Here is a 25,510-nt window from a genome sequence, read left to right as displayed (position 1 = left end):
ATGGACCGCGTGACGAGCAGCGTCTTCCGTGCCGAGGGCACCGCCGTGAACTGGGTGATCCTGCGCGAGGGTCGCGACCTGACGCTGATCGACGCGGGGTATCCCGGCGACGTCGACGCGGTGCTGGCCTCCGTCGCCGCGATCGGGCACCGGCCGGAGGACCTGCGCGCCGTGCTGGTGACCCACGCGCACGTCGACCACGTGGGAGCCCTGAACCACCTGCACGAGCGGTACGGCACGCCCGTGCTGATGCATCCGGACGAGCTGGCCAACGCCACGGGGGAGCGGCACGAGAGTGCGACCCCGGCCGACGTGGCGCGTCGCGCGTGGCGACCGTCGGTGCTGCGGTGGTCGCTGGCGATCACCCGCGCCGGAGGCACGCAGCACCCCGTGGTGACGCACGCCCGCGGCTTCGAGCCGGGGGTGCCGCTCGACCTGCCCGGGCGCCCCGTGCCGGTCCACCTGCCGGGGCACACCTCCGGCAGCGCGGCGTTCGTCCTGCCGGAGGCCGGGATCGTCGTCACCGGCGACGCCCTGGTGACCGGGCACCCGCTCCTGCGCGGCACGGGTCCACAGCTCCTGCCGGACTTCTTCCACCACGACACCGCCGCGGCCCGCCACGCGCTCGAGACCCTCGGCCGGGTCGACGCCGACGTGGTCGTTCCCGGGCACGGCGCACCGTGGCGGGGCGACCTCCGGGCGGCGACTGCCAGACTGGTCGCGTGACCCCCGACGCCCCCGGCCGCGACGCACCGCTCGACTGGGCGCCCCACGTCGACGAGGCCGTGGCGTGGTCGCAGACCGTGCCGCAGGGCCCGAAGGCCGACCGCGAGGTCCGCGAGATCCTCGTGCGGCGGCCGCCGACCATCGCCGACCTGACGATGACGCACGACCGGTCGCTCAAGGTGACGATGGACGCCGCGCTGGCCGGCCTCGCGCAGCTCGACCTGACCCACGGACGCAAGCTCGGAGCGCTCGACCAGCTGCTGCTCCGCACGGAGTCGGTGTCGTCGTCGAAGATCGAGAACATCGAGGCCAGCCTCGGCGACTACGGCAAGGCGATGCACGGCGGCAGGGCCAACGCCTCGGCGGTCTCGATGGCGGCGGCCACACGGGCGCTTGCGGACGTCATCGCCGACGCCGGGCGCACCGGCGAGCTGCGTCTCTCCGCGATGCTCGCGGCGCACAAGGAGCTCTTCCTGCGCCACCCCGACCTGCATGAGAAGGCGGGCACGACCCGCACCGTGCAGAACTGGATCGGCGGCAGCGACTACTCGCCGCGCAACGCGCTGTTCGTGCCGCCGCCGCCCGCGACCGTCGAGGGGTACCTCACCGACCTCTTCGCCTTCGCGAACCGCGACGACGTCCCGGTGCTCGTGCAGGCCGCGATCGTGCACGCCCAGTTCGAGTCGATCCACCCGTTCGTCGACGGCAACGGTCGCATCGGTCGCACCCTGATCCACGCGGTGCTCCGCCGCCGGCGGGCGACCCGCAACCTGACGGTGCCCATCGCCTCGGGTCTGGTCGCGCACCGCGACCGCTACTTCGACGCCCTCGGCGCCTACCGCGAGGGTCACGCCCGCCCGCTGGTCGGCATGCTGACCAACGCCACGCTCATCTCGAGCCACGAGGCGCGACGCACCGCGACGAACCTGCACGACATCGGCCGCGAGTGGGAGGAGTCGCTCGGCGGCGTCGTGGTCGGCAGCCCGGAGCACCGGCTCCTGCGGCTGCTCGTGGCCGAGCCGATCATCACGGTCGACCTGGCGTCGCAGCAGACGGGGTACGCGGGGGCCGAGCTGCGGCACGGTATCGACCGGCTGCAGGCCGCGGGCGTCCTGACCGCGAAGGGTCGCCGCAGCCAGCGCATCTGGACCGCGTCGGCGATCCTCGACGAGCTGCAGGACCTCACGGTGCGCATCGAGTCCGTGACCCGCCGCGCCGACGCCGAGTCCTAGACCCAGTACGACACGGCGACCACGACGCCCGCGACGACCACGAGGGCGCGGAACACCTCGGCGGGCAGGTGCCGGCCGATCTGTGCGCCGACCCAGCCGCCGACGACGGAGCCGGCCGCGAGCAGGCCGATGACCCGCCAGTCGAGCGGGGCGATGAACAGGAACACGCAGGTCGCGACGACGTTGCTGGCGAACACGGCGAGCGTGCGCAGGGCGCTGATGACGGCGAGCGAGAGGTCGAGGCCGAACGCCAGCACCGCGACCATCATGACGCCCTGGCCGGCCCCGAAGTAGCCGCCGTACACGCCGCAGGCCGCGGTGCCGGCGGCCAGGGCGGGAGTCATCTCGGTGCGGTCGGCCGGAGACTCCTCGCCCGAGGCGTCGGCCTTGCGTCGCTTCAGGTACGACGAGATCCGCGGCTGGGTCGCGACGAGCGTGCAGGCGAACAGGATCAGCCAGGGCACGAGGCTCTCGAACACGTCGGACGGCAGCTGCAGCAGGAGCAGCGCACCCGCGATCGCGAACAGCCCGCTGATGACGACCACCGACCACACGAGCCGGCGTCGCCCCGCGAGCTCGCGGCGGTAGCCGAACGTGCCGCTGACGCCGGCCGGCACCAGCCCGACGGTGTTGGACGAGCTGGCCGCCACGGGAGGCACCCCGAGCGCGATGAGCACCGGAAAGCTCACGAGCGAGGCGACGCCGATCGACGAGGTCGCGATGCCGGCGCCCAGGCCAGCCAGCACGATCGCGAGCTGTTCGAGGAGGGTCACGCGCCGTCGTGCAGGATCGCGACGTCACTGACGCGCATGACGTGGGCGTGCATCGCGGCGGCCGCGGCGGCCGGGTCGGCAGCGCGGATCGCGTCGGCGATGCGGCGGTGGGCGGCGAGCGACTCGCGCGGGCGGCCGGGCTGGCCCAGCGACTCGATGCGGGTCTCGAGCACGAGCTCGCCGATCTCGCGCATCATCTTGGAGAGCAGCTCGGAGGCGGCCGCGGCCGTGACGGCGGCGTGGAACAGCTCGTCGCCCTCGACACCGCGTCCGCCGGCGTCGATGTCGGCCTCCATGGCGTCGAGCGCGGCGTCGATCTCGGCCAGGTGCGCCTCGGTGCGGCGCTCCGCCGCGAGGGCGGCGATCTTGGACTCGAGGGCGTCGCGGGCGTCGATGATCTCGGGAAGCCGCTTCGCGTGGGCGCGGATCGCGTCGACGATGCGCGGGGTGCCCGCGAGGTCGGTCACGATCGCGCCGTCGCCGTGACGCACCACGACGGCGCCGACGACCTCGAGGGCCACGAGGGCCTGGCTGATGGTCGCGCGGCTGACGCCGAGCTGCGTCGCGAGCTCGCGCTCGGGCGGAAGGCGGTCACCGGAGCGCACACCGTTGGCGGTGATCCACTCCGTGATCTGGCCCGCGACCTGCTCGTACAGGCGGGGCCGCTGCACGGGACGAAGCGATTCCAGGCGGGCCATGGCGCCATCGTATTGACATTCGTCACATTGACCTATTGGCTAGGCCACTGAACCACTCGACGTGACGGCTGTCACACAGGACGAAAGAAGGACCCGCCATGGGACCGGAATGGGTAGCGATCATCGCGCTGGTCGCCTTGTTCGTGATCGGCACGCTGCTGCCGATCAACATGGGTGCGCTGGCGTACGTCGCCGCGTGGCTCGTCGGCATGTACGCGCTCGACCTCGACGAGAAGGAGATCCTCGCCGGCATCAGCGGTGATCTCGTCCTGACACTGATCGGCGTCACCTACCTGTTCGCGATAGCGCGCAACAACGGCACGGTCGACCTCATCGTCGAGACCGCCGTGAAGGCCGTCGGCGGCCGCGTCGCGCTGATCCCGTGGGTCATGTTCGGCGTCACCGCGCTGCTGACCGCGATCGGCGCCGCGAGCCCGGCCGCCTGCGCCATCATCGGCCCGATCGCCCTCGGCTTCGCCGGCCGCTACAAGATCAGCCCGCTCATGATGGGCATGTTCGTCGTGCACGGCGCCCAGGGCGGCGGCTTCAGTCCGATCAGCATCTACGGCACCATCACGAACTCCGTCATGGAGGAGAACGGCCTGCCCGTCAGCGAGATGACGGTGTTCCTCGCGAGCCTGATCGTCAACCTCATCATGGCCACGATCCTGTTCTTCGCCCTCGGTGGCCGCCGCCTCATGTCGCAGCGCATCGATCCCGGCGAGGACGTCGACGGCGGCGTCCACGCCGACGGCTCGACCGGTGGCAACGCCGTGCCGACCCGCGGTCAGGGCACTGACACGGTGATGGGCACGCAGACCACCGGCATCCGCATGGAGCAGGTCCTGACGCTCCTGGCGTTCGTCGGCACCGCGGTCACCGCGCTGGCGTTCGACAAGAACATCGGCTTCGTCGCGATCACCGCCGCCGTCATCCTGGCGATGCTCTCGGGCAACCAGCACAAGGGTGCGGTCAACCAGATCGCCTGGCCGACGGTCCTGCTCGTCGCGGGCGTCAGCACGTACGCCGCGATCCTCACGCAGGCCGGCTCGCCGGAGTTCGTGGGCAACTGGGCCGCCGGCCTCGGCGCCGTCGCGATCGGCGCGCTCGTGCTCTGCTACGTCGGCGGCGTCGTCTCGGCGTTCGCGTCCTCGACCGCCCTGCTGCCGGTCATCGTCCCGATCGCGATCCCGCTGATCGTCGACGGTGGCATCCACCCGGCGATGTTCGTCGCGGCGCTCGCGGTCAGCTCCACGATCGTCGACGTCAGCCCGTTCTCGACCAACGGTGCGCTCATGCTGGCCAACCGTCCGGACACGATCAGCGAGCAGGCGTACTACAAGCAGATCATCCGCTACAGCGTGCTCGTCGTGCTGGTCGGACCGCTGCTCGTCTGGGCCGCGCTCGTGCTGCCGGGCTGGGGCGCCTGATGGCGGGCGGCACCGGACCCCTGTCCGACCTCCTGGTCGTCGACCTGTCCCGCGCTCTCGCCGGCCCGCACGCCACGATGATGCTGGGCGACCTCGGTGCCCGCATCGTCAAGGTCGAGAACCCGGGCCACGGCGACGACACCCGTGGCTGGGGCCCGCCGTTCCGGTGGCCCGAGTCCGACGGAGACGGTCACGTGGGCTCGGCCGACGACGGCGTCCCCGAGGACCGGGAGTCGACGTACTTCCTGTCGGCGAACCGCAACAAGGAGTCGATCGCCCTCAACCTCAAGGACGAGGCCGATCGCGAGGTCCTGCTGGGACTCGTCGACCGCGCGGACGTGCTCGTGGAGAACTTCCGCACCGGCGTCCTCGATCGGCTGGGCCTTGGCTTCGACACGCTGATGGAGCGCAACCCGCGTCTCGTCGTGCTGTCGATCACGGGCTTCGGCCACGACGGTCCCGAGGGCGGCCGGTCGGGCTACGACCAGATCGCCCAGGGCGAGGCCGGCCTGATGTCGATCACCGGGTCCGGGCCCGACGACCCGCAGAAGGTCGGCACGCCGATCTCCGACATCCTCGGCGGCATGTACGGCGCCTACGGGCTCCTGGCGGCGCTGCACGAGCGTGAGCGCACGGGCAAGGGCCAGGTCGTGCGCACGTCGCTGCTCTCGGCCACCGTCGGCGTCCTGGGCTTCCAGGGCACCCGGTGGACGATCGCCGAGACGGTCGGCCAGGCGGCGGGCAACCACCACGCGTCGATCTCGCCGTACGGCCTGTTCCGCTGCGCCGACGGTGCGGTGCAGATCGCCGTGGGCAGCGAGGGGCTCTGGCACGACTTCTGCGCGGGCTTCGACCTCGACCCGAACCTGCCGGGCTTCGCGACGAACCCGGAGCGGGTCGCGCGGCGCGAGGAGGTCGTCGAGATGGTCGAGGGCGTCTTCGCCGAGTGGGAGGCCGAGAAGCTGCTGGCGCGCCTGGCCGAGGTCGGCATCCCGGCCGGCAAGGTGCGCACGATCGACGAGGTCTTCGCGTGGGACCAGACCCACAGCCAGGGCCTGCTGATCGACGTCGAGCACGCCACGCTCGGGGGCATCCAGCTCCCCGGGCCGCCGCTGCGCTTCTTCGACGGCGACGAGGAGACCACGTACCGCGGGCACGTCGCGCCGCCGGTGCTCGACCAGCACGGCGAGCAGATCCGGGCGGAGCTCGAGCATGGCTGAGCGCGTCTCCGCGCGGGACCTGATCGGACGGGTCCTCGACGAGGGCTCGTTCGAGTCGTGGGACTCACCGATCGACCGCAGCGGCTACTCCGACCAGTACCGGGCCGAGCTCGAGCGGGCCGAGGAGCGCAGCGGTTCCGACGAGTCCGTCCTGACCGGGCGTGGCACGGTGAGCGGCCGGCAGGTGGCGTTCGTCGTCAACGAGTTCGGCTTCCTGGCCGGGTCGATCGGCCGGGACACGGCGGCACGCATCGTCGCGGCCGTGCGCAGGGCGACCGCCGAGGGCCTGCCGATCCTGGCGTCGACCGCGTCGGGCGGCACCCGCATGCAGGAGGGCACCCCGGCGTTCGTGCGGATGGTCGACATCAGCCGGGCGATCATGGACCACCGGGCCGCGGGCCTGCCGTACCTCGTGCACCTGCGCCACCCGACGACCGGCGGCGTCTTCGCCTCATGGGGATCGCTCGGGCACGTCACGGTGGCCGAGCCGGGTGCCCTCGTCGGCTTCCTCGGCCCGAAGGTCTACGAGCTGCTCAACGGCCGGCCGTTCCCGCCCGGCGTGCAGGTCAGCGAGAACCTCGCGGACCGCGGCATCATCGACGCGGTCGTGAAGGTCGAGGACCTGCCCGCCGTCGTGGAGCAGGCGCTCGGCATCCTGCTCGATCCCGTCACGGACTCCTCGCGCGAGCGCCGGGAGGGCGAGGTGACGGGCGCGCACGACACGTGGGCGTCGATCGAGATCACCCGCGGACGGGAGCGAGCCGGAGTGCGCGACCTGCTGCGCCACGGCAGCGACACGACGTTGCGGCTGCAGGGAACCGACGAGGGCGAGCGCGACAGCGCGATGCTCGTCGTGCTGGCGCGACTCGACGGCGTGCCGTGCGTCGTGATCGGTCAGGACCGCACGACGCAGACGCCGGAGTCCCCGATGGGGCCTGCAGCCCTGCGCGAGGCCCGTCGCGGCATGCGCCTGGCCAACGAGCTGGGCCTGCCGCTCGTGTCGGTCATCGACACCCCGGGTGCCGAGCTCTCGGCCGAGGCCGAGCAGGGCTCGATCGCCGGGGAGATCGCCCGCTGCATCGCGACGATGTCGACGATGCGGGTGCCGACGGTCTCGGTGCTGCTCGGCGAGGGCTGCGGTGGCGGAGCACTCGCGCTGCTGCCCGCCGACGTCACGCTGGCCACGGAGCACGCCTGGCTCTCGCCGCTGCCCCCGGAGGGCGCGAGCGCGATCGTCCACGGCGACGTCGAGCACGCCGCCCAGATGGCGGAGCAGCAGCGCGTCTCGGTGCTGGAGCTGCGCGAGGAGGGCACGGTGCACCACGTGCTGCCCGAGCCGGCGGGTGACACCCCGGCGGCGCTCGCGACGGCGATGGCGGCCGAGATCGGTCACCACCTCCGCAGGCTCACCGCGGCCGGCTGAGCTCCTCGACCCACGCGTCCGGGTCGGCCACCTTCAGGACGGCGGCGTCGCCGGTCCCGTGCTGCTCCCACGTCACGAGCAGCACGGGCTCGGCGTAGGTGCGACCCCGGAAGGAGGTCGTGGCGGACGCGGCGGTGACCGTGTCGAGGGGGATGAGCACCTCCTGCCCCCGCGTCGCCGGCACGAGCGCGACGGCGTCGTCGGTGCGGACGAGCGTGCCCACGGCGGGCTTGGCGTCGCGCGGCGACGAGGCACGGCCGAGCAGGAGGGCGACCTCGCGGTGACGGAGCGCGCCCAGCTCGCGGAGCCTGCGGCGGGCGTGCCGGGTGGCCCAGAGGGCACGACCGACGAGGAGCGCGATCGCCGCGACGACGACCAGCGCGATGACGAGGAGAACGGTCAGCACGCGCACCAGGGTGTCATGGGCACGCGACGGGCAGGATCAGGAAGTAGCACTGCGTCGGCGTCGGCGTGGGTGCCGGCGGCAAGGTCGGCTGTGGCGCAGGCGGGGCTCCCGTGGTGGGTGCAGCGGTCGGCGCGGGCTGCTGGGGCGAGGCGGGCGCCTGGGCGGCCTGGCTCGGGGTCGCTGTCGGCGTCGCTGCCGGGGTCGGTGAGGCCTCGGCCTCCATCGTGCCCGGCGCCGAGGTGGCGGGATCGGGCGCCGACGAGACCGACGGCGAGGAGGCGTCGGCCTCGGCGCGCGTGCCCGGGCCGCCGATCGCGTCACTGGTGAACGCGAACGTGATGACGGCCGCGACGGCCACCGTCGCGACGACCGCGATGGCGACGATCCGGGAGAGCCGGGTCGAGAGAAGCATGAGTGGATCCGTCGTGTGAGGGAGGGACGACATCCCAGCCTAGAGCCCGGGGCCAGGGCGTGGGCGAGGAATGGGAAGAATGCCTGAGATCCGGATGACGGTGAAAGTGTCGTGTTACCGTCAGTCATGCGATTTCGCCTGGGAGCCGACGAGGGGGAGACCCGACCGTCACTGGTCCTGATCAGCTCCGCGATCGCGGCGCCGGACGAGGCGGACGCCCTTGCGGACGTCGACACGGCCGAGGCCTGGTTCGACGCCGTGGCCGCGGCGCTGCCGCCCGGGGAGCTGGGCGACGACCTCGGGGTCGACGCCGAGGCGCTCGACGCGCTGCGGCAGGTGCGCGGGGCGGTCGAGCAGATCCTGCTGGGTCGCCCTCGGGCCTCGTCGTTGGCCGTCGTGAACCGCTACGACACCGAGTCCGCGCCCTCGTGGGGTCTCGACCTCGACGGTCGGGGCGACCTGCAGGTGAGCCGGCGGCTGTGGGGCCCCGGCGTGGAGTCGTGGCTCGGCACCGTCGCGGCCGACTGCATCGACCTGGTCCGGTCGGGGGGACGTGATCGCCTCACGACCTGCGCGACGCCGACGTGTCGCGTCGTGCTGCTGCCGGAGCACCACCGGCGCCGGTACTGCTCGGCCGCCTGCGCCCACCGGACCCGACAGGCGAGGTATCACCAGAGCCGTTCCCCGCGCCCGTGAAGATCTGACGCAAGGAACGGCTCTAGACGTCAGTCATGACGCCGGATCGGTGATGCGGATCACGACTCGTCGCCGGCGAGCACCCGGTAGAGCTGACGACGCGTGTCGTCCAGCAGGGCGGCCGCCTGGCGGCGCTGCTCCGGGGTCCCGTCGGACGTGACCTGACGGAACGCGCCCATCAGGGACCGCAGCGCGTGGCCGAGCTCGTGCACGCCCTCGCTGCCGGCTTGTGCCGTCGCCCAGGGCGTGCCGAGCTCGTCGGCGTTGTCCTCGACGAACGTGCGACCGGCCGCGGTGAGCGATGCGGTCTTGCGTCCGTCGACGCGCTCGAACTCGACGAGTCCCTCGTCCTCGAGCTGCTGCAGCACGGGGTAGACCGAGCCGGGGCTCGGGGTCCACATCTCGTTGCTGCGCTCGCGGATCTCCTGGATCAGGTCGTAGCCGTGGCGGGGCTGCTCCGCGAGGAGCAGGAGGGCGGCGGCCCGCACGTCGCCGCCGCGGCGACCGCGACGGCGACCGCCACGCTGGTGCGGTCCGCCACGACGAGGTCCGCGCTGGCGGCGGTCGTGACGGTCGAAGGGGTCGTGGTCATGGGGGTGGGTGTCGAAGGGGGTGTTCATGAGGTTCTCCTGGGGAGTGGGGCCGGCGCGGAGTCGCGTCCTGGGGAGTGCCGGGGACGGGCTCGACGCGTCGGCGATGTGTAGGTGATGCATTAACGATATATCGGGAGTGCATCGACGTCAAGACCACTCTCGGGAGGAGGGCGGGTCAGCGGCCGAAGTCGAGGACGTTGCCGAGGTCGTGGGAGCGATCGGGATCGGGACCGGGGTCGGTCTCGTCGTCCCAGCCGTCGCCCGGGGGCTCGGTGTCGGGGAAGTGGCCCAGGTAGGCCATCGCCGCGTCGTGCAGGCGCCCGTTGGTCGCGATCGCGTTCGCACCCCAGGGCCCCTCGCGGCCGGCGAGGGACGTGAACCGCCCGCCCGCCTCGCGCACGATCACGTCGAGCGCCGCCATGTCCCACAGGTTCAGCTCGGGCTCGGCCGCGACGTCGACGGCGCCCTCGGCGACCAGGACGTACGACCAGAAGTCGCCGTACGCGCGGGTGCGCCAGCACTGACGGGTCAGGGCCGCGAACGCCTGCGCCTTGCCGATGTCCTCCCAGCTCTCGACCGAGCTGAACGACAACGACGCACCGCCGAGGTCTCCCACGCGCGAGACGCGGATCTCGCGGCCGTTCATGACCGACTTGCCGGTGAACGCGCCGCTGCCCTTGTGGGCCCACCAGCGGCGCCCGAGGGCCGGGGCCGAGACGACGCCGGCGACGATCTCGCCCTCCTCCTCGAGCGCGATCAGCGTCGCCCACACGGGCACGCCGCGCACGAAGTTCGACGTGCCGTCGATCGGGTCGATGATCCAGCGGCGCGACGAGGTCGCTGCGCCCTCCTGCTCGCCGCTCTCCTCGCCGAAGAAGGCGTCACGGGTGCGGGCGGAGCGCAGGGTCTTGCGCAGCGCGTGCTCGACGGCCTGGTCCGACTCGGTCACCCAGGTCATGTCCGGCTTGGTCGAGACCTCGAGGTCGATCGCCCCGAACCGGTCCATCGACAGGTTGTCGGCGGTGTCGGCCAGGACGTGCGCGAGCCGGAGGTCGTCGGCGTACGAATGGGCCATGCGCCCACGGTAGTGGTCAGACCTGCTCGCGGCTCTCAAGGATGCGTCGAAAGGAGGCGAGTCGTGCGGGGGAGAGGCGGCCCTCGGCGACGGCGACGTCCATCGCGCACTCCGGCTCGTCCACCAGGTGCGTGCACCCGCGAGGGCAGTCGCGCGTGAGCTCGTGCAGGTCGGTGAAGGCCTTGAGGACGTCGTCGACCTCGACGTGCGCGAGGCCGAAGGACCGGAAGCCGGGCGTGTCGACGATGCGGCCGCCGCCGGGAAGGTCGAGCACGACGGATCCGGTCGACGTGTGGCGCCCGCGGCCGGTGACGGCGTTGACGTGGCTCGTGGTGCGGTCGGCGTCCGGCACGAGCTGGTTGACGAGCGTCGACTTGCCGACGCCGCTGTGCCCCAGCAGCACGCTGATGCGGTCGGCGAGCGCCGCGCGGACCTCCGAGAGGTCGGAGTCGGGACCGATCACGAGCACCGGCACGTCGAGCGGCTCCAGGGCGGCGATCATCTCCTCCGGCGACGCGAGGTCGGACTTCGTGAGGATGACGAGCGGGTCCATGCCCGCGACGAACGCGGCCACGAGGCAGCGGTCGATCAGCGCAGGTCGCGGCGGCGGATCGGCCAGGGCGGCGACGACCACCAGCTGCTCGGCGTTCGCGACGACGATGCGCTCGATCGGGTCGTCGTCGTCGGCGGTGCGCCGCAGGACGGTGGTGCGCGGCAGCACCTCGGCGATGCGGGCCAGCGTGCCCTCGGCACCCGTGACGTCGCCGTCGAGGCGCACCAGGTCGCCCACGACGACACCGCGGATGCTGCGTGCCTTCGCCGCGGTGATGGCGTCGCCCGTGCCGTCGGCCCGGTCGTGCTCGAGCCGCACGGAGTAGCGGCCGCGGTCGACCGTGACGACCCGCCCCAGCGGGAGCTCGGAGTAGTCGGGCCGCTCCTTGGTGCGCGGGCGCGTGCGTCGTCGCGGCCGCTCGAAGCGGGCGTGGTCGTCGTCGTCGCGGCGACTCATCCGAGGACACTCACGCGTCGACCAGCCGCTCCCACACGGGGGCGAAGTTCGGGTAGGTCTTGACCGTCGTCACGACGTTCTCGACGAAGACGTCGGGCACCCTCAGGGCCAGCACGACGGCGGCATGGGCCATGCGGTGGTCGTGGTACGTGCGGAAGACGTCGCCGTGGAGGGGGCGGGGCCGGATCTCCAGGCCGTCGTCGAGCTCGTCGACGTCGCCACCGAGGCGGCGGAACTCGGTGGCGATGGCCGCGAGGCGGTCGGTCTCGTGACCCCGCAGGTGGGCGATGCCCGTGAGGCGCGAGGGGGTCTCGGCGAGGGCGGCCACCGCTGCCACGACGGGCGCGAGCTCGCCCACGTCACCCAGATCGAGGTCGACGCCGGACAGCTTCTTCGGGCCGGTCACCACCAGGTCGTCGCCGTCGAGCTCGGCGGTGCCACCGAACGCCACGGCGAGCCGCCGCCAGGCGTCCCCGGCCTGGTCGGTGCTGGCGGGCCAGTTGCGCACGCGCACCTCGCCGGCCGTCACGAGGGCCGCGGCGACGAACACGCCGGCGTTCGACAGGTCCGGCTCGATCTCGGTGTCGAGCGGCGACACGGGGCCGGGCTGCACGCGCCACCGTGTGGGGTCGCCGTCGACCGGGGTCTCGATCGTCACGCCGCGGGCCCGGAGCTGCTCGACGGTCATCGCGATGTGAGGCGCCGACGGCAGGGTCGGGCCCGTGTGCGTGAGGTCGAGCCCCCGGGCGAAACGGGGTGCGGCGAGCAGCAGGGCCGAGACGAACTGGCTGGACGCGGAGGAGTCGATCGAGATCGGCCCGCCCTCGACGCCGCCGGTGCCGTGCACCGTGAACGGGAGCGTGCCGCGACCCTGACCGTCGGCACCGGCGTCGTCGACCTCGACCCCGAGGGCCCGGAGCGAGGAGATCGTGACGTCCATCGGCCGCTCCCGGGCGCGATCGTCGCCGTCGAAGGTCACGGAGGCGGAGCCCAGTGCCGCGAGGGCGGGAACGAACCGCATGACGGTGCCGGCGAGGCCGCAGTCGATCGTCACGGGGGCGGCGCGCGAGGGGTCGACGGGCCGCACGGTCCACTCGATGCCGTCACGGTCGACGCTGGCTCCGAGTGCCGTGAGCGCGGCGATCATCAGCGAGGTGTCGCGGGAGCCGAGGGCGCGGGTCAGCACCGACGGACGTTCTGCGACCGCGGCGAGCACGAGCGCGCGGTTGGTCAGCGACTTCGAGCCCGGCACGATGATCTGGCCGACGACGGGTTCTGTGGGCGTGGGAGCCAGCCACGGCAACGGTTCACTCATCGCGGGTCAGACTAGCGCCCGCGACGGGCGACCGAGGGGCGTCAGCGGGAGATCGCGTCGGCGACGGTGTCGGCCGCCTCGACGACCTTGTCCTTCGCTCGGCGCACGAGGATCTTCTTGTGCGGGTCGGGGTCGAGCGTCGACATCAGGAGCCCACCGAGCAGCGACACGTTCTTGAAGAAGTGCACCTGCTGGTTGGAGCGGGCCGCGGCGTCGGGCTCGGCCCAGAAGCGGTGGCCCTGGACGGTGGCCGGCGCGAGGTTGCCCGCCAGCACGAGTGCCGACAGGCGCGGGAGGCGTCCGGTGGCGAGGGCCGCGCCGGCGACCACGTTGATCGCGCCGTGGGCGCGAACGACGTTGGTGGGGGTCACAGGGAGCTGCGGGGCGAGCGGGGCGATGGCGTCGGAGACGGGCTGCGCGGCGGGCGCGAGGGCCTTCGCGTGACGCAACGAGTTGATGCCTCCGACGACGAACATCGAGGCGAGCATCGGGCGGGCCACCGTGCGCAGAACTGTCATGGCACCTGTCTACCGCATTCGCCCCACTCGGCAACACGTCAGAACAGCAGCAGGAAGGACGGGCTGACGAAGGTCGTCGTGTCGTTGCTGGTGTCCGGGTCCTCGTCGGCCGTCAGCGTGAGGGTGCCGCTCGGGCGCACGCCGGCGACCGTGAGCTGCAGCGAGGTGTTCTCGCCGGCCGGGACGGTGGTCGTGCAGGTGAGCGTCGTGGTCCAGCGCTCGGGGGTTGCCGAGCACGTCCAGCCCGCGCCGACCGATCGGAACAGGGTCGGGCGGGTGAAGTCGACGCGCACGAAGACCTCACGGTCGGCCGGGACGCCGCCGGTGGTGGTGCCTGTGATGGGGACGGTCAGGGTGCGCTGGAAGGCGGGTCGGTCGTTGACCGCGCCGGCGACGCCGAGGGCGAAGTCGGTGCCGACCACGGGCGGTGGAGGCGGAGGCTCCGTCGTCTCGGTCGGTTCCGGCTCGGGATCGGCCGTGGGCTCGGGCTCGGCGGGCGTCTCCGGCTCGGCAGTGGGCTCCGGCTCCTGCGTCGCGGTGGGCTCGGGCGACGGGGTCGGCGACGGGGAGGGCTCCGGCATCGTCACGGTCGGCACGGGGGCCGGGATGCGGATGCCGTCGTCCAGGGGGTCGAGCGGCGGCTCCTGGATGGGGGAGAGCACCGCGGTCGTCGACGGGCTCGTGACGGCCGCGGTGGTGGTGACGACGCCGACGGTGGCGGCACTGGCCAGCGCGACGGTCGCCACGGCGGCCGGGGCCGAGCTGACCATGCTCGTGCCGACGGCGATGCGCGCCGGGGCCGAGGCCACCCGGACGGTCTCGACCAGGATCGTCTTGGTCGAGAGCGCGAGCCCGGCGGCGGTGCCGGCTCCGAGCACCCCGGCGGTCCCGGCGGTCGTCGCGGCGCCCAGGTAGCCGGTGGCGGCCGAGCCCAGCAGGATCGGGCCGAGGACGGCACCCAGGCTGGAGTTCACGTCGCGCAGCTCGAGGTAGAGCCCGGTGCAGCGGGCGCACGTGTCGAGGTGCTCCTCGACCTTGCGGGTGTCGCGCGCCGCGAGCCCGTGCCGGACGTGGGCACCGAGCTTGGTCGTGGTGTCGCGGCACTCGGCGTCGAGCGTCGGCGCGAGGTGCTGCTGGAGGTAGGCGCGCCGCAGTCCCTCACGGGCGCGGTACGCGAGGGCCGAGACGCTGTTGGGAGCCATGCCGAGCAGGGGAGCCACGTCGGCAGGGTTCTGGCCCTCGACGTCCAGGTGCCAGAGCACGAGCTGCCACCGCTCCGGGAGCGATCGGAAGGCCTCGCCCGCGGCGCCGCGCTCGAACTCCATCGCGGCCGGGTCGATGAACTCGACCGGACGGTCGAGCGTCTGCTCGTCGTCGGTCGTGCGCTCGCGCTGGGAGGAGCGCAGTCCGTCGATGTGCAGGCGTCGCACCGAGGTCAGCAGGTACGCGCGGAAGGCCTCGTCCGGGCCGCCGCCCCGCTGCAGCACGCCCAGCACCTTGAGGAAGGCGTCCGAGACGAGGTCGTCGGCACCGAGACCCGACACGAGCTGGCGCGCGAGCCGTTCCGCGGCAGCGCGGTGACGCTCGAAGAGCACGCCGTACGCGACCGTGTCGCCGGCGCGCACGGCGGCGATCAGGTCGACGTCGCCGACCTGCTCCCGTGCCTCCGTGTCGGAAACGCTCACGAAACTCCCTCCTCCGGCCCAGTTAACGACCGGTGCGCCCCTGGTGTCACGGGGGCCGCGAAAGTTGCGTCGAGAGCCCCCCTCCGCCCGTCCGGAAAAAAAGGTGGCCGAACCCGCGTCACGACCCGGGGTCCCGCCCGTTCCACTCCCGAGAACGGCACGAGCGAGGAGGGACCGGATGAACGACTACGACGTCGCGACAGCCGCGTTCGCCCGCGCCGTGAACAGCGGTCGGCCGTCCCTGGTCGACGTTGCACTCGAGGTGGGAGCGAGTGCAGCGTCGCAGGGCGTGCCGCTGGTGGAGGCGATGGAGGCGATCGCCGACCTCAGCCCCGGCCGCGAACCCCCGTACGTGGCAGTCCGCGCGGTGGCGCAGGCGTGGACGGGGAGCGCCCCGCCTGCCGTCACCGACGCGGACTGTCATGACCCCCTGACGTCGCTGGCCTCGGTCCCGCACCTGCGGACCCGGCTCGACGACGTCTACCGGCAGGCGGCACATCGCGGTGGGGAGCCCGCGGTGTCCCACTCCCTGGTGGTGGTCGAGCTCGGTGCGAAGGGAGCGCACGAGCTCGAGGACGCCCTGCGGGGGCTCGAGGTCGCGCACGCGCTGACCGTGGCGTTCCCGGCGCACGAGACGGTCGCACGGCTCGCCGTCGACCGCTTCGCCGCGCTCACGCGCTCCGGTGACGCCGACCTGCTCGGGCTGACGGTGCTCGCACGGCTGCTGCACGAGGCCCTGACGGACGCGCCGGAACCGCGGGTCTGGGTCGAGCGGCTGCCCCGCGACGGCGACGCCGTCACGTGGCTGCTCTCGCGCTTGACGTCCTGATCTGGTCTGCTGGTCCCATGTGCGGTCGATATGCGACGACACGGACGGCCCAGCGGCTCACCGACGACTTCGGCACGACGCTCGCCGTCGCCGAGGACGCGATCTCGGCCGACTTCAACATGGCCCCGACCAAGCAGGCGCCGCTCGTCATCGCCCGTGCCGCCGACGACTCGTCCGCGGTCACGCGCGAGCTGCTGACGGCGAAGTGGGGGCTGGTGCCGAGCTGGGCCAAGGACCCATCGATCGGCAACAAGATGATCAACGCGCGCTCGGAGACCGTCGACGAGAAGCCGTCGTTCAAGCGGGCCTTCGCCAAGCGGCGCGCCGTGGTGCCGCTCGACGGGTTCTACGAGTGGTACCAGGGCCCCGACACGGGTGCCGGCAAGCCGCCGAAGCAGCCGTTCTTCATCACGGGTCACACCCCGGACGGAGGGGGCGAGGGTCTCGGCGTCGCGGGCCTCTACGAGTTCTGGAAGCCCAAGGACGACCCTGACGCCGAGTGGCTCGTGAGCTTCACGATCCTCACGACCGCCGCCGAGGGCGAGGACGGTCGCCTGCACGACCGGGCGCCGTGGCTCGTGGCCGCTGAGCACCTCGACGCCTGGCTCGACCCGGCCCCGCACGGCAAGGACGAGCTCTTCGCGCTGCTGCACCCGGCCACCCCGGGCCGGCTGCAGGCGTGGCCGGTCTCGACCGCCGTCAACAACGTGCGCAACAACGGTCCCGAGCTGCTGAGGCCGCTCGACGCGGAGTAGCCCTTCGGAATAGGTTCCGCGCCGGCGTCGTTGTGAACCGGTGTAAAGGAGGGCCCATGCTCGTCTGTGACGCACCCGAACGCACGAGGCCGGTACGATCGTCAGCAATGGATGACATCGACCGCACGACCGACACGGTCAGTGCCGACGAGAGCCCCGAGCAGCGCCAGGCGCGGTTCGAGGCCGACGCTCTGCCGTTCCTCGACCAGCTGTACTCGGCCGCCCTGCGGATGACCCGCAACCCGGCCGACGCCGAGGACCTGGTGCAGGAGACGTTCGCCAAGGCGTTCTCGTCGTTCCACCAGTTCCGGCCCGGCACCAACCTCAAGGCGTGGCTGTACCGGATCCTCACGAACACGTACATCAACTCGTACCGCAAGAAGCAGCGCCAGCCCACGCAGGTCAGCGAGGACATCGAGGACTGGCAGATCGCTGCCGCGGCCGCGCACACCTCGTCGGGCCTGAAGTCGGCCGAGATGGTGGCGCTCGAGCACCTGCCCGACTCCGACGTCAAGGACGCGCTCCAGGCGCTGCCCGAGGACTTCCGCTACGCGGTCTACCTCGCCGACGTCGAGGGCTTCCCCTACAAGGAGATCGCCGAGATCATGGACACCCCGATCGGCACCGTGATGTCGCGGCTGCACCGGGGTCGCCGCCAGCTCCGCGAGCTCCTGTCGGACTACGCGCGCGACCGCGGCATGGCCGTGGCGTCCTCGAAGGAGGTGTCCTCATGAGCTGTGACGGACCCGACTGCGGCGACGCGCTGCAGAATCTCTACCTGTTCATCGACCGCGAGATCGACGACGCCTCGTGCGAGGAGGTGCAGTCGCACCTCGACAGCTGCAGCGACTGCCTGACCGAGTACGACCTCGAGCAGGTCGTGCGCTCGCTGGTCTCGCGCTCCTGCCAGGAGGCGGCGCCCGAGCCGCTGCGCCAGAAGGTGCTGCAGTCCATCCGGGCCGTCCAGGTCGAGATCGACGGCACGCGCTACACGCGCACGACGATCTCCGAGACGCGCATCATCGACTGATCCGGGCGCCGCACGCCCCCGGAACGACGAAACCCCCGCCAGGTGCGGGGGTTTCGTTGATCACGCGTGAGTCACGCGTTGGGGCGCTTGCCGTGGTTCGCGCCCTTCTTGCGGCGAGCGCGCCGCTTGCGACCGGTCTTACCCATGGTGGCCTCCTCGAAGAATGGACCCCCCATGATCGCACACCTCACAGGCGTGAGAGGAATCGCGCCCGGTCCACGACCGCGCGCACGACAGTGCCCGCGGCCACGACGGTCTCGCCCTGACGCGCCTCGACCGCGAACGTGGCAGCCCGGTCGCTCCGCTCGGTGACCGTCGCGGTGACCTCGATCGTCGCGCCGACCGGCGACGGCGCCAGGTGTCGGACGTCGACGTGCGTGCCGACGCTGGTCAGGTGCGCCTCCAGCTCGAGCTCCGCACAGGTCGCGGCCTCGCACCACGCCACCACCACGGGCGTCCCCAGCACCTCCAGGTCACCACTGCCCACGGCGATCGCGGTGTCGGCGTCGGTCACGATGCGGGTGAGGCTGGCCATGGAGCGAGGTTACCGACCCGCCGGCGCGTGGCCGATTTGTGCACAAACCGACCGCCATCAGGCCCTCGGAGGTCGCTTAGCGCACACATCTGGAAGCTTTCAGGGAGCGGAGGCGCCACCGCGCTGGTCCATGCCGCTTGTCCGTCACCACCGCGAGCGGCAACCTTCCCGGCCCGGCCCGAACGGAACCCCTAAACCCCCGACCAGGCGTTCCAGAGGGTGGCGTAGCGGCCGCCGGCGGCGACGAGCTCGTCGTGGGTGCCGAGCTCGACGATGCGGCCGTGGTCCATCACGACGACGCGGTCGGCGGTCTGGGCCTGGGTGAGGCGGTGGGCGATGACGATGGCGGTGCGGCCGCGCACGACGTTGGCGGCAGCCACCTCCAGCTCCCGGGCGCCGGCCGAGCCGGCCTCGGCGGTCGCCTCGTCGAGCACCACGACGGCCGGGTCGCGCAGCACGATCCGGGCGAGGGCGAGCTGCTGGGCCTGGGCGCTCGTGAGCGCGTGCCCGAAGCTGCCGACGCGGGTGTCGAGCCGATCGGGGAGGGCCGCGACCCACCGTGCAGCGGCCACGACCTCGAGCGCGGACACGAGGTCCTCGTCGGACGCGTCGGGAGCGGCGAGGGTGAGGTTGTCGCGCAGGGTGCCGGTCAGCACGTGCACCTCCTGGCTGACCACGGCGACGTGGTGCCGCACCGTCCCGGGGCCGAGTTCGTCGATCGGGCGGCCCGCCAGGAGCGTGCGACCCGACGTCGGGGTCGTGATGCCGGAGGCGATCGACGCGACGGTGGACTTGCCCGCGCCGCTCGCGCCCACGATCGCCACGCGCTCACCGGGCTCGACGACCAGGTCGACCTCGTGCAGCACCGGCGTCCCGGGCTCCCACTCGTGACCGACCCCGAGCAGCTCGAGGCGTGCCTCGCCCGCGAGCGGCTCCGAGCGCTCGTCGTGCGCGGGCAGCAGCGCGACACCGGCCAGCCGGGTCAGCGACGCCCCCGACGACTGCACGTCGTCGAAGACGTTGAGCACGCCGCCGATGGGGTTGAAGAGGCGGTGGAAGTACAGCGCGGCCGCGGTCGCCGCGCCGATCGTGACGACGTCGCCGCGCACCATCAGGAAGCCCGCGACCAGGATGATCAGCACGCCGATGCACTCCGCGCGGTTCGTGCGGGCGCCGTAGCGCATCAGCATCCAGAAGGTCTTAATCGCGAGGCCACGGGCGTCCGACGACGTCCGCTCGATCTCGCCGACGGCCTGCGTCTCCCGCGAGAACGCCCGGATCGTGGGTGCGTGCTCGAGCGTGGCCATGAGCGACTCCGCGCGCTCGCCCTGGGCGATCCGCTCGGCGCGGTACACCGGCCCGGAGCGCGGCAGGTACCAGCGCAGCGCGCCGACGTAGCCGGGCACCGCGAGCAGGCCGGCCAGGCCGAGCCGCCAGTCGAGGGCGAAGAGCCCTCCGGCGGTGAACGCGATGGCCATGAGCGAGGTCAGCAGCAGCGGCACGGCCTCGTCGAGGGAGTCGGTCACGGTGCGTACGTCGTCGCCGACTCGGGCCATGACGTCGCCCGTGCCGGCCTCCTCGAGGCGGCCCGCGTCGAGGTGCAGCGCGCGGTCGAGCACGGTCTCGCGCAGCTCGGCCAGCACCGGGATCGTGGCCTGCGCGAGCGCGGCGACCGCCACGGCGGCGGCGATCGCGCCGACGACGGAGGCGATGACGATCGCGATGACCGGCCCGGCCAGGTCGGACGCCTCGCCCCCGCCCCGCTCGGCACCGGTCTGCACGACGTCGACGATCTCGCCGAGCGCTCGAGGCGCCACGATGCCGGCGGCCCCGGTCGTGAGGAAGCCGAGGACCGCGAGAGTCACGGCGGCCGGGCGCCGGCGGAAGTGCTGCGCGAGCAGCCGGGTCGTGTCGCGTCCGGTCGCGACCGGCAGGAGGTTGCGGCTCATCGCAGGACGTCCTCGCGGTAGGCCGGGTCGTCCTGCAGGTCGTGGTGGGTGCCGCTGGCCACGACGCGGCCGTCGCGGATCCACACGACCGTGTCGGCGGCGGCCAGCAGCGTGGGGGAGGACGTCACGACGAGCGTGGCGGTGCCCGCGTCGCGGCGCGTGCGCAGACCCAGGGCGATCTGCTGCTCCGTGACGGCGTCGATCGCGGTCGTGGGGTCCCGCAGCACGAGCACGGGCGGCGCCACCGCGAGCGATCGCGCGATCGTCAGGCGCTGGCGCTGCCCACCGGAGAGGCTGCTGCCCCCGATGCGCACGGCGTGGTCGAGCCCATCGGGGTGCGCGTCGACGACGTCGTGCGACGCCGAGGCGGTCAGCACGGCGTCGAGCTCGGTCTCGTCGAGGCGTGCGTCCGGGTCGATCGCGGCACGCACCGTGCCCTCGGGAGGCGTCGCGGCGTGCGGCACGACCAGCAGGGCGCCACGGCGGTCGGCGCGGTCCAGCTGCTGCAGGTCGACCCCGCCGAGCCGCACCGAGCCGGTGACGGGGCGGACGGTGCCCTCGAGGAGGGCGACCACCGCGTCGGCGCTCTCGGGTCCGTCGGTCGTGATCGCGACGAGCCGTCCGGGCGAGCAGGTCAGGTCGACGCCGACCAGCGGACCCGCCGTCACCCCGTCGAACCTCACCTCGCGCGGAGCGCCGTCGGGGAGCCGCTCGGGGCCGTCGAGCACGTGCGACCCGGCAGCGAGGGCGTCGTGCAGGCGCTGGGCGGAGGCCCGGCTGGCGGCGAACTGGGCCGACAGGTCACCCAGCAGCTTGATCGGCTCGGCCAGGAACTGGGTCAGGCCGACGATCGCGACGAGCTCGCCGAGCGACAGCTCGCCGTCGATCGCGCGGCCGCCCGCCAGGAGGGCCACCAGCGCGAGGAAGAGGCCGGAGACCAGCGTCGTGAGGCCCGACATGTAGCCCCAGGAGCGGGCGGTCACGATGCTGGAGTGCCGCGCGGCGCGGCTCGCCTCGCGGTAGCGGCCGCTCGCCGTGGTCTCGGCGCCGATGCCCTTGAGCGGACGGATGCCGGCGATCAGGTCGCCCGCGATGCCGGCGACGCGGGCGATGGCGGCCTGCTCGCGGCTGGTGCGGCGGGCGATGGCTGGCGAGACGATCTGCGTGATCGCCACGGTGACGGGCAGCCCGAGCAGGATCACCAGTGCGAGCGTCACGTCGGTGCGGGCGAGGTAGACGGCCGTGGCGAGGACGGTCACGATCGATGCGGCCGTGAACGCGAGCTGGAACACGAGCGCCGCGACCTTCTCGGCGTCGGCCGTCGCGAGCGAGAGCCACTCGCCGGCGAGCCGCGGGTCGTCGACGGGCTCGACGGCCTTCTCGGCGACCTCCACGCGGATGCGGTGCGACTCGTCCTGCAGCGCCCGCATCAGGAACAGGGCGCCGAAGCGGTAGCCGTAGCTGAGGCAGAGGAACACGACGACGATCCCGGCGCAGGCGAGGGCGAACGGGCCGAGCGCACCGGTCTCGATGCCGACGTCGATGGTCACGCCGATCATGACCGGCACGAGGGCCTCGCACAGCTGCCACAGGACGATCAGCGGCGTCCCGCTGAGCACGAGGCGGCGGTTGCGCGACACCGGACCGAACAGGATCCGGCGGGTGGAGCGGGGCGCGACCCGACCCTTGCTCGCTCCTGTGACCACCTGATGAGGCTACCCTCACCTTCGCGCCCTGGAACGGTCCGGGTCCGGGCCCGAGCGGTCCTCGTCGCAGAATGGGGACATGACTGCGACGGGAGCCGGACCGAGCGTGCGCGAGCTCGTGGTGCTGCGCCGTGAGTCGGTCACGCCGCGCATGGTGCGGGTCGTGCTCGGTGGGCCCCAGGCCGCCGGGATGGTCGGCCTCACGCCCGACGAGCACGTCAAGCTCGTGTTCCCCGATGCGGACGGCGCGACGCGGCCCCCGGTCCTGGCCGAGGACGGCGAGACCCTCGTGTGGCCCCGCCCCTTCCCGCCCTTCCGGGAGTACACGATCCGGCGCCTCGACGCCGTTTCCGGTGAGGTGTGGATCGACTTCGTGGTGCACCCGGGCGGTCTCGCGTCGGACTGGGCGCAGCGGGCCGAGCCCGGCGACACCCTCTGGCTGACCGGCCCCCGCCCGACCGATCCTGTCCCGCCCGAGCTCGACCTGCACGTGCTGCTGGCCGACCACACAGCGCTGCCGGCGGTCGCCCGGTGGCTGGAGGAGCTGCCCGAACACGTGCACGCCGAGGTCGCAGTGCTCGTGCCCGACGCGGGCGAGGAGCAGGAGCTCGCGGTGCGTCCAGGGGTGAGGGTGACGTGGTTCCACCTCGACGACCCGGAGGTCGCGGATGCGGGCGACGACGTGCTGGGTGCGCACCTCGCGGCGCTGGAGCTCCCGGCCGAGCGGAAGGTGTTCCTCTGGGCCGCCGGCGAGGCGGGGGTCCTCAAGCCGATCCGCCGCTGGGCCCGGGCGCACGGCTTCGCTCGGGGCACCTGCGACATCGCCGGCTACTGGCGCAAGGAGCGCACGACCGCCGTGCGCACCTCGCGCCGCTGATCAGATCCCGAAGGTCGCCCGCGGGTAGGCGGCGTCGACGTCGGTCAGCACGTTGACGAGGTAGGGGATGCCGGAGGCGAAGGCGCGGTCGATCGCCGGGCCGATCTCCTTCGGGTCGGTGACGAGCTCGCCACCACCGCCGAGTGCCGTGACGACCTGGTCGTAGCGCGTGCCCGGCGCCAGGTCGGCGGCGACGTCGTAGCCGTAGAGCATCTGCATCGGGCCCTTCTCCAGGCCCCAGGCGCTGTTGTTGCCGACGATCATCACGACCGGGAGGTTGTGGCGGACCAGGGTGTCGACGTCGATGAGCGACATGCCCGCAGCGCCGTCGCCGAACAGCAGCACGACCTGGCTCGACGGCCGCGCGATGCGGGCCGCGATGGCTGCACCGAGGCCGGCGCCCAGGCAGCCGTAGGGGCCGGGGTCGAGCCAGCCGCCGGGCCGCTTCGGCTCCACGAACTTGCCGGCGAACGACACGAAGTCGCCGCCGTCGCCGATCACGACGGCGTCGTCGGCCAGGCGGGGGAGCAGCTCACCGTAGATGCGGGCCGGGTGGATGGGGTCGGCCGTGGCGGTCAGCAGCGCGTCGTCGCGCTCGATGCCGGCCCTGACCTGGTCCTGCAGGTCGGACAGCCAGGCGGTCCAGTCGGGCTTGCCGCCGCTGGCCGACTGCAGCCCGGAGAGCACGCCGTCGAGCACCTGCGTCAGGTCGCCCGAGGCGCTGGCGGCCAGGCTCGCGTGCGTCGAGACCTGGGCGGGGGAGTCGGCCAGGTGCACGACCCGGGCGGGCGTCGTGTCGTCCTTGCCGCCGAACACGCCGTAGCCGAGGCGGAAGTCGAGCGGAGTGCCGACCACGATCACCAGGTCGGCGCCGTTGAGTGCCGCGGACCGGGCCTTGGTGACGAGCTGCGGATGGCCGCCGGGCACGATGCCGCGGCCCATGCCGTTGGCGATGACCGGGACGCCGGTCTCCTCCACGAGGCGGAGCGCCGCCTCCTCGGCGCCGTCGGCCCAGACGTCGGTGCCGAGGATCAGGAGCGGGCGCGAGGACCCGGCGAGCAGCGCCGCGACCTTCGCGAGGGCGTCGCCGTCGGGCGCGATCGCCTCGACGGCTCCCGCGCTGGTGTGGCGGGCGGCGGTGTCGAAGAACTGGTCCATCGGCACGTCCAGGAAGGTCGGTCCGCGGTGCGAGGACCCGGCGACGCGGAAGGCCTCGTCGACCGTGGGGCCGATGTCGGCGGTGGTGTGCGCGGTGGTGGAGAGGGCCGTGACGGTCTTCAGGATCGGCGGGTGGTCGAGCTCCTGCAGACTGCCCTGACCCCAGCGGTTGGCCGGCGCGCGTCCGCCGATGACGACGAGCGGGGAGCCCGCGAACTGGGCCTGCGCGATGGGGCTGACGCCGTTGGTGACACCCGGACCGGCCGTGAGCACCGCGAGACCCGGCTTCCGGGTCAGCTTGCCGATCGCCTCGGCCGCGAACACCGCGGACGGCTCGTGCCGCACGTCGATGATCGGCATCGGCGGCTCGGCCTTGACCGCTCCGTCGTACATCGGGAAGACGTGCGCTCCGGAGAGCGTGAACATGGCCTCCACGCCGTGGGCGCGCGCGACCTCGGTCGCGATGACGCCGCCGTGCACGGGCTGGTCGGGGCTGGTCTGGTCCGCGTCAGTCATGTGACGCAGATTACGGGACGGGCGTGCGCGACGTGGGGCGGTACAGCCACGGGCTCTCGGCGCGGATCTGGTCGAGCACGGCGAGCAGCAGGTCGGCGCGGTCGGTGGGCTGCTCGGCGAACAGCTCGGCGTCGCCGCGCAGGTCCGAACGCCCCTGCACGCCGAGCGCGAGCTGCAGGTGCAGCGCCCGCAGGAACGCCGAGGTGTTGCGCGCCTCGGTCGTCGGCCACTCGATCTCGAGGTGACCCCGCGTGGGCGGTGGCTGGAGCCCGGCCCCGAGGCGGGCGAGCCACGGCTCGACGAGCGTCGTGTCGAGGGAGTTGCGGTGCAGCAGGGTCATGACCGCGAACGCGAGGCGGTCGTCCTCGCCGTGGCGCCAGGTGTACGCCGTGGGGGCCAGCACCCGGTCGGCGATGACGTCGAGCAGCACCGTGAGCTCCAGGGCTCCGAAGTGTCGCGACCTCGCGAGGGCGGCGAGCAGGTCGGCGCCGTGGGCGATGGCGTGGGCCCAGCCCATCTCGGCGATCCAGCCGCGGTGGTCGAACTCGCGGACGTACCAGCTCGTCGCGGCGTCGCCCCAGGCCAGCACCGAGGAGGCCTCGACGAGGTGCCGGTCGTTGTCACGACCGACGATCTCGGCCAGCATCAGCGCGCTGTACGAGCGCCGGATGACGGAGGAGTCGCCGTCGCGGCCGAGGCCGAACCCCAGCCCGCTGACGATGCCGTCGCCGAGACCCGAGAGCAGGTCGTCGTAGACGCCGCGCTGGAGCCAGGAGGTCAGCACGGGGTAGGCGAGCTCCTCGCGCACACGGGGCTCCGGGTCGCCCAGCATCGAGACGAGCTCGGCCGTCATCTCGTGGAGCGGTCGGTCGACCGGTACTTCCATGCCCGTGGAACGGACGGACTCCCAGGTCGACTCGGTCATCGTCCCCATCGTGCCACGT

The 25,510-nt window shown here is 72.8% G+C and carries 27 protein-coding genes; 11 read left to right on the top strand and 16 right to left on the bottom strand.

Features of this window, described 5'->3' with window-relative positions:
- Together LO931_RS02075 and LO931_RS02070 are read left to right on the top strand one after the other, a co-directional pair.
- On the top strand, positions 1 to 726 hold the full coding sequence (locus LO931_RS02075; RefSeq protein WP_229051545.1) for an MBL fold metallo-hydrolase: 726 nt from the start codon (positions 1 to 3) through the stop codon (positions 724 to 726).
- Positions 723 to 1,958, top strand: a complete 1,236-nt coding sequence (locus LO931_RS02070) for a Fic family protein (protein WP_229051544.1) — start codon at positions 723 to 725, stop codon at positions 1,956 to 1,958. Before LO931_RS02075 ends, LO931_RS02070 begins: the two co-directional genes overlap by 4 nt.
- On the opposite strand, the gene LO931_RS02065 is transcribed toward LO931_RS02070, so the two are convergent.
- Together LO931_RS02065 and LO931_RS02060 are read right to left on the bottom strand one after the other, a co-directional pair.
- Positions 1,955 to 2,731, bottom strand: coding sequence for a sulfite exporter TauE/SafE family protein (locus LO931_RS02065; RefSeq protein WP_229051543.1), 777 nt, complete (start codon positions 2,729 to 2,731; stop codon positions 1,955 to 1,957). The genes LO931_RS02070 and LO931_RS02065 overlap by 4 nt on opposite strands.
- Positions 2,728 to 3,429, bottom strand: coding sequence for a FadR/GntR family transcriptional regulator (locus LO931_RS02060; RefSeq protein ID WP_229051542.1), 702 nt, complete (start codon positions 3,427 to 3,429; stop codon positions 2,728 to 2,730). Before LO931_RS02060 ends, LO931_RS02065 begins: the two co-directional genes overlap by 4 nt.
- A gap of 98 nt (positions 3,430 to 3,527) precedes the next feature.
- Here LO931_RS02060 and LO931_RS02055 point away from each other — a divergent pair, with 98 nt between their 5' ends.
- The 3 genes from LO931_RS02055 to LO931_RS02045 are packed head-to-tail and all read left to right on the top strand — an operon-like array spanning position 3,528 to position 7,502.
- On the top strand, positions 3,528 to 4,859 hold the full coding sequence (locus LO931_RS02055; RefSeq protein WP_229051541.1) for an SLC13 family permease: 1,332 nt from the start codon (positions 3,528 to 3,530) through the stop codon (positions 4,857 to 4,859).
- Complete coding sequence (locus LO931_RS02050) at positions 4,859 to 6,079, top strand: CaiB/BaiF CoA-transferase family protein (protein ID WP_229051540.1); 1,221 nt, start codon at positions 4,859 to 4,861, stop codon at positions 6,077 to 6,079. Before LO931_RS02055 ends, LO931_RS02050 begins: the two co-directional genes overlap by 1 nt.
- Positions 6,072 to 7,502: an acetyl-CoA carboxylase carboxyltransferase subunit alpha/beta gene (locus LO931_RS02045; RefSeq protein WP_229051539.1), complete on the top strand. Its 1,431-nt coding sequence runs from the start codon at positions 6,072 to 6,074 to the stop codon at positions 7,500 to 7,502. The genes LO931_RS02050 and LO931_RS02045 overlap by 8 nt, the downstream gene beginning before the upstream one ends.
- On the opposite strand, the gene LO931_RS02040 is transcribed toward LO931_RS02045, so the two are convergent.
- Complete coding sequence (locus LO931_RS02040) at positions 7,486 to 7,908, bottom strand: hypothetical protein (RefSeq protein ID WP_229051538.1); 423 nt, start codon at positions 7,906 to 7,908, stop codon at positions 7,486 to 7,488. The two genes, LO931_RS02045 and LO931_RS02040, sit on opposite strands and share 17 nt — an antisense overlap.
- Before the next feature lie 13 nt (positions 7,909 to 7,921).
- On the bottom strand, positions 7,922 to 8,320 hold the full coding sequence (locus tag LO931_RS02035) for a hypothetical protein (protein WP_229051537.1): 399 nt from the start codon (positions 8,318 to 8,320) through the stop codon (positions 7,922 to 7,924).
- Positions 8,321 to 8,446: 126 nt separating this feature from the next.
- Between LO931_RS02035 and LO931_RS02030 the strand changes: the two genes are divergently transcribed.
- Complete coding sequence (locus LO931_RS02030) at positions 8,447 to 9,016, top strand: CGNR zinc finger domain-containing protein (protein ID WP_229051536.1); 570 nt, start codon at positions 8,447 to 8,449, stop codon at positions 9,014 to 9,016.
- Positions 9,017 to 9,075: 59 nt separating this feature from the next.
- Here the strand turns inward: LO931_RS02030 and LO931_RS02025 are convergent, their stop codons facing one another.
- From LO931_RS02025 to LO931_RS02000, 6 genes are all read right to left on the bottom strand, one after another.
- Positions 9,076 to 9,636 (bottom strand): PadR family transcriptional regulator, encoded by a 561-nt coding sequence (locus LO931_RS02025; RefSeq protein ID WP_229051535.1) that lies wholly within the window; start codon positions 9,634 to 9,636, stop codon positions 9,076 to 9,078.
- A 148-nt stretch (positions 9,637 to 9,784) separates the two neighbouring features.
- Positions 9,785 to 10,684, bottom strand: a complete 900-nt coding sequence (gene hisN, locus LO931_RS02020) for a histidinol-phosphatase (RefSeq protein WP_229051534.1) — start codon at positions 10,682 to 10,684, stop codon at positions 9,785 to 9,787.
- 16 nt (positions 10,685 to 10,700) lie between these two features.
- Positions 10,701 to 11,693, bottom strand: coding sequence for a ribosome small subunit-dependent GTPase A (gene rsgA / locus LO931_RS02015; protein WP_229051533.1), 993 nt, complete (start codon positions 11,691 to 11,693; stop codon positions 10,701 to 10,703).
- Between the two features lie 10 nt (positions 11,694 to 11,703).
- Positions 11,704 to 13,008, bottom strand: a complete 1,305-nt coding sequence (gene aroA, locus LO931_RS02010; RefSeq protein WP_229051532.1) for a 3-phosphoshikimate 1-carboxyvinyltransferase — start codon at positions 13,006 to 13,008, stop codon at positions 11,704 to 11,706.
- Positions 13,009 to 13,049: 41 nt separating this feature from the next.
- A complete protein-coding gene (locus LO931_RS02005; protein ID WP_229051531.1) occupies positions 13,050 to 13,526 on the bottom strand; it encodes a DoxX family protein in 477 nt (158 codons plus the stop codon).
- Positions 13,527 to 13,564: 38 nt separating this feature from the next.
- Positions 13,565 to 15,211, bottom strand: coding sequence for a sigma-70 family RNA polymerase sigma factor (locus tag LO931_RS02000; RefSeq protein ID WP_229051530.1), 1,647 nt, complete (start codon positions 15,209 to 15,211; stop codon positions 13,565 to 13,567).
- 178 nt (positions 15,212 to 15,389) lie between these two features.
- Here LO931_RS02000 and LO931_RS01995 point away from each other — a divergent pair, with 178 nt between their 5' ends.
- From LO931_RS01995 to rsrA, 4 genes are all read left to right on the top strand, one after another.
- A complete protein-coding gene (locus LO931_RS01995) occupies positions 15,390 to 16,040 on the top strand; it encodes a hypothetical protein (RefSeq protein ID WP_229051529.1) in 651 nt (216 codons plus the stop codon).
- Positions 16,041 to 16,057: 17 nt separating this feature from the next.
- Positions 16,058 to 16,795 carry an SOS response-associated peptidase gene (locus LO931_RS01990; RefSeq protein WP_229051528.1) on the top strand — a complete coding sequence of 246 codons (738 nt, stop codon included), beginning with the start codon at positions 16,058 to 16,060 and terminating at the stop codon, positions 16,793 to 16,795.
- A 107-nt stretch (positions 16,796 to 16,902) separates the two neighbouring features.
- Positions 16,903 to 17,529, top strand: coding sequence for a sigma-70 family RNA polymerase sigma factor (locus tag LO931_RS01985; protein WP_229051527.1), 627 nt, complete (start codon positions 16,903 to 16,905; stop codon positions 17,527 to 17,529).
- The gene (rsrA, locus tag LO931_RS01980; RefSeq protein WP_229051526.1) at positions 17,526 to 17,825 is read left to right on the top strand and encodes a mycothiol system anti-sigma-R factor; all 300 of its coding nucleotides are present in this window, start codon (positions 17,526 to 17,528) and stop codon (positions 17,823 to 17,825) included. Before LO931_RS01985 ends, rsrA begins: the two co-directional genes overlap by 4 nt.
- Positions 17,826 to 17,896: 71 nt before the next feature.
- On the opposite strand, the gene LO931_RS17615 is transcribed toward rsrA, so the two are convergent.
- From LO931_RS17615 to LO931_RS01965, 4 genes are all read right to left on the bottom strand, one after another.
- A complete protein-coding gene (locus LO931_RS17615; protein WP_369797015.1) occupies positions 17,897 to 17,971 on the bottom strand; it encodes a 50S ribosomal protein bL37 in 75 nt (24 codons plus the stop codon).
- A 41-nt stretch (positions 17,972 to 18,012) separates the two neighbouring features.
- On the bottom strand, positions 18,013 to 18,360 hold the full coding sequence (locus LO931_RS01975; RefSeq protein ID WP_229051525.1) for a thioesterase family protein: 348 nt from the start codon (positions 18,358 to 18,360) through the stop codon (positions 18,013 to 18,015).
- Between the two features lie 191 nt (positions 18,361 to 18,551).
- Positions 18,552 to 20,309 carry an ABC transporter ATP-binding protein gene (locus LO931_RS01970; protein ID WP_229051524.1) on the bottom strand — a complete coding sequence of 586 codons (1,758 nt, stop codon included), beginning with the start codon at positions 20,307 to 20,309 and terminating at the stop codon, positions 18,552 to 18,554.
- A complete protein-coding gene (locus LO931_RS01965; protein ID WP_229051523.1) occupies positions 20,306 to 22,015 on the bottom strand; it encodes an ABC transporter ATP-binding protein in 1,710 nt (569 codons plus the stop codon). The genes LO931_RS01970 and LO931_RS01965 overlap by 4 nt, the downstream gene beginning before the upstream one ends.
- A 79-nt stretch (positions 22,016 to 22,094) precedes the next feature.
- On the opposite strand from LO931_RS01965, the gene LO931_RS01960 reads away from it, so the two are divergent.
- Positions 22,095 to 22,892, top strand: a complete 798-nt coding sequence (locus LO931_RS01960; RefSeq protein WP_229051522.1) for a siderophore-interacting protein — start codon at positions 22,095 to 22,097, stop codon at positions 22,890 to 22,892.
- Here LO931_RS01960 and LO931_RS01955 read toward each other — a convergent pair whose 3' ends face one another.
- Both LO931_RS01955 and LO931_RS01950 read right to left on the bottom strand, forming a co-directional pair.
- Entirely contained in the window at positions 22,893 to 24,566 is a 1,674-nt protein-coding gene (locus LO931_RS01955; protein WP_229051521.1) for an acetolactate synthase, read from the bottom strand.
- A gap of 10 nt (positions 24,567 to 24,576) precedes the next feature.
- The gene (locus tag LO931_RS01950) at positions 24,577 to 25,491 is read right to left on the bottom strand and encodes a DUF2785 domain-containing protein (RefSeq protein WP_229051520.1); all 915 of its coding nucleotides are present in this window, start codon (positions 25,489 to 25,491) and stop codon (positions 24,577 to 24,579) included.
- Between the last annotated feature and the right edge of the window lie 19 nt (positions 25,492 to 25,510).

It is taken from the genome of Aeromicrobium sp. Leaf350 (genome assembly GCF_916858655.1).
Lineage (GTDB): Bacteria > Actinomycetota > Actinomycetes > Propionibacteriales > Nocardioidaceae > Aeromicrobium.
Note: the sequence above shows the minus strand (reverse complement) of the source record. Positions and strands in the feature narration are given on the sequence as shown.

Coding starts and splice junctions, on each gene's coding strand:
- LO931_RS01950 (WP_229051520.1), bottom strand. CDS start 25,491: ATGACCGAGTCGACCTGGGAGTCCGTCCGTTCCACGGGCATGGAAGTA.
- LO931_RS01995 (WP_229051529.1), top strand. CDS start 15,390: ATGAACGACTACGACGTCGCGACAGCCGCGTTCGCCCGCGCCGTGAAC.
- LO931_RS02055 (WP_229051541.1), top strand. CDS start 3,528: ATGGGACCGGAATGGGTAGCGATCATCGCGCTGGTCGCCTTGTTCGTG.
- LO931_RS01960 (WP_229051522.1), top strand. CDS start 22,095: ATGACTGCGACGGGAGCCGGACCGAGCGTGCGCGAGCTCGTGGTGCTG.
- LO931_RS02005 (WP_229051531.1), bottom strand. CDS start 13,526: ATGACAGTTCTGCGCACGGTGGCCCGCCCGATGCTCGCCTCGATGTTC.
- LO931_RS01970 (WP_229051524.1), bottom strand. CDS start 20,309: ATGAGCCGCAACCTCCTGCCGGTCGCGACCGGACGCGACACGACCCGG.
- LO931_RS02050 (WP_229051540.1), top strand. CDS start 4,859: ATGGCGGGCGGCACCGGACCCCTGTCCGACCTCCTGGTCGTCGACCTG.
- LO931_RS02045 (WP_229051539.1), top strand. CDS start 6,072: ATGGCTGAGCGCGTCTCCGCGCGGGACCTGATCGGACGGGTCCTCGAC.
- LO931_RS02025 (WP_229051535.1), bottom strand. CDS start 9,636: ATGAACACCCCCTTCGACACCCACCCCCATGACCACGACCCCTTCGAC.
- LO931_RS01955 (WP_229051521.1), bottom strand. CDS start 24,566: ATGACTGACGCGGACCAGACCAGCCCCGACCAGCCCGTGCACGGCGGC.
- LO931_RS01985 (WP_229051527.1), top strand. CDS start 16,903: ATGGATGACATCGACCGCACGACCGACACGGTCAGTGCCGACGAGAGC.
- LO931_RS02030 (WP_229051536.1), top strand. CDS start 8,447: ATGCGATTTCGCCTGGGAGCCGACGAGGGGGAGACCCGACCGTCACTG.
- LO931_RS02075 (WP_229051545.1), top strand. CDS start 1: ATGGACCGCGTGACGAGCAGCGTCTTCCGTGCCGAGGGCACCGCCGTG.
- rsrA (WP_229051526.1), top strand. CDS start 17,526: ATGAGCTGTGACGGACCCGACTGCGGCGACGCGCTGCAGAATCTCTAC.
- LO931_RS01990 (WP_229051528.1), top strand. CDS start 16,058: ATGTGCGGTCGATATGCGACGACACGGACGGCCCAGCGGCTCACCGAC.
- LO931_RS02035 (WP_229051537.1), bottom strand. CDS start 8,320: ATGCTTCTCTCGACCCGGCTCTCCCGGATCGTCGCCATCGCGGTCGTC.
- aroA (WP_229051532.1), bottom strand. CDS start 13,008: ATGAGTGAACCGTTGCCGTGGCTGGCTCCCACGCCCACAGAACCCGTC.
- LO931_RS02060 (WP_229051542.1), bottom strand. CDS start 3,429: ATGGCCCGCCTGGAATCGCTTCGTCCCGTGCAGCGGCCCCGCCTGTAC.
- LO931_RS01975 (WP_229051525.1), bottom strand. CDS start 18,360: ATGGCCAGCCTCACCCGCATCGTGACCGACGCCGACACCGCGATCGCC.
- hisN (WP_229051534.1), bottom strand. CDS start 10,684: ATGGCCCATTCGTACGCCGACGACCTCCGGCTCGCGCACGTCCTGGCC.
- rsgA (WP_229051533.1), bottom strand. CDS start 11,693: ATGAGTCGCCGCGACGACGACGACCACGCCCGCTTCGAGCGGCCGCGA.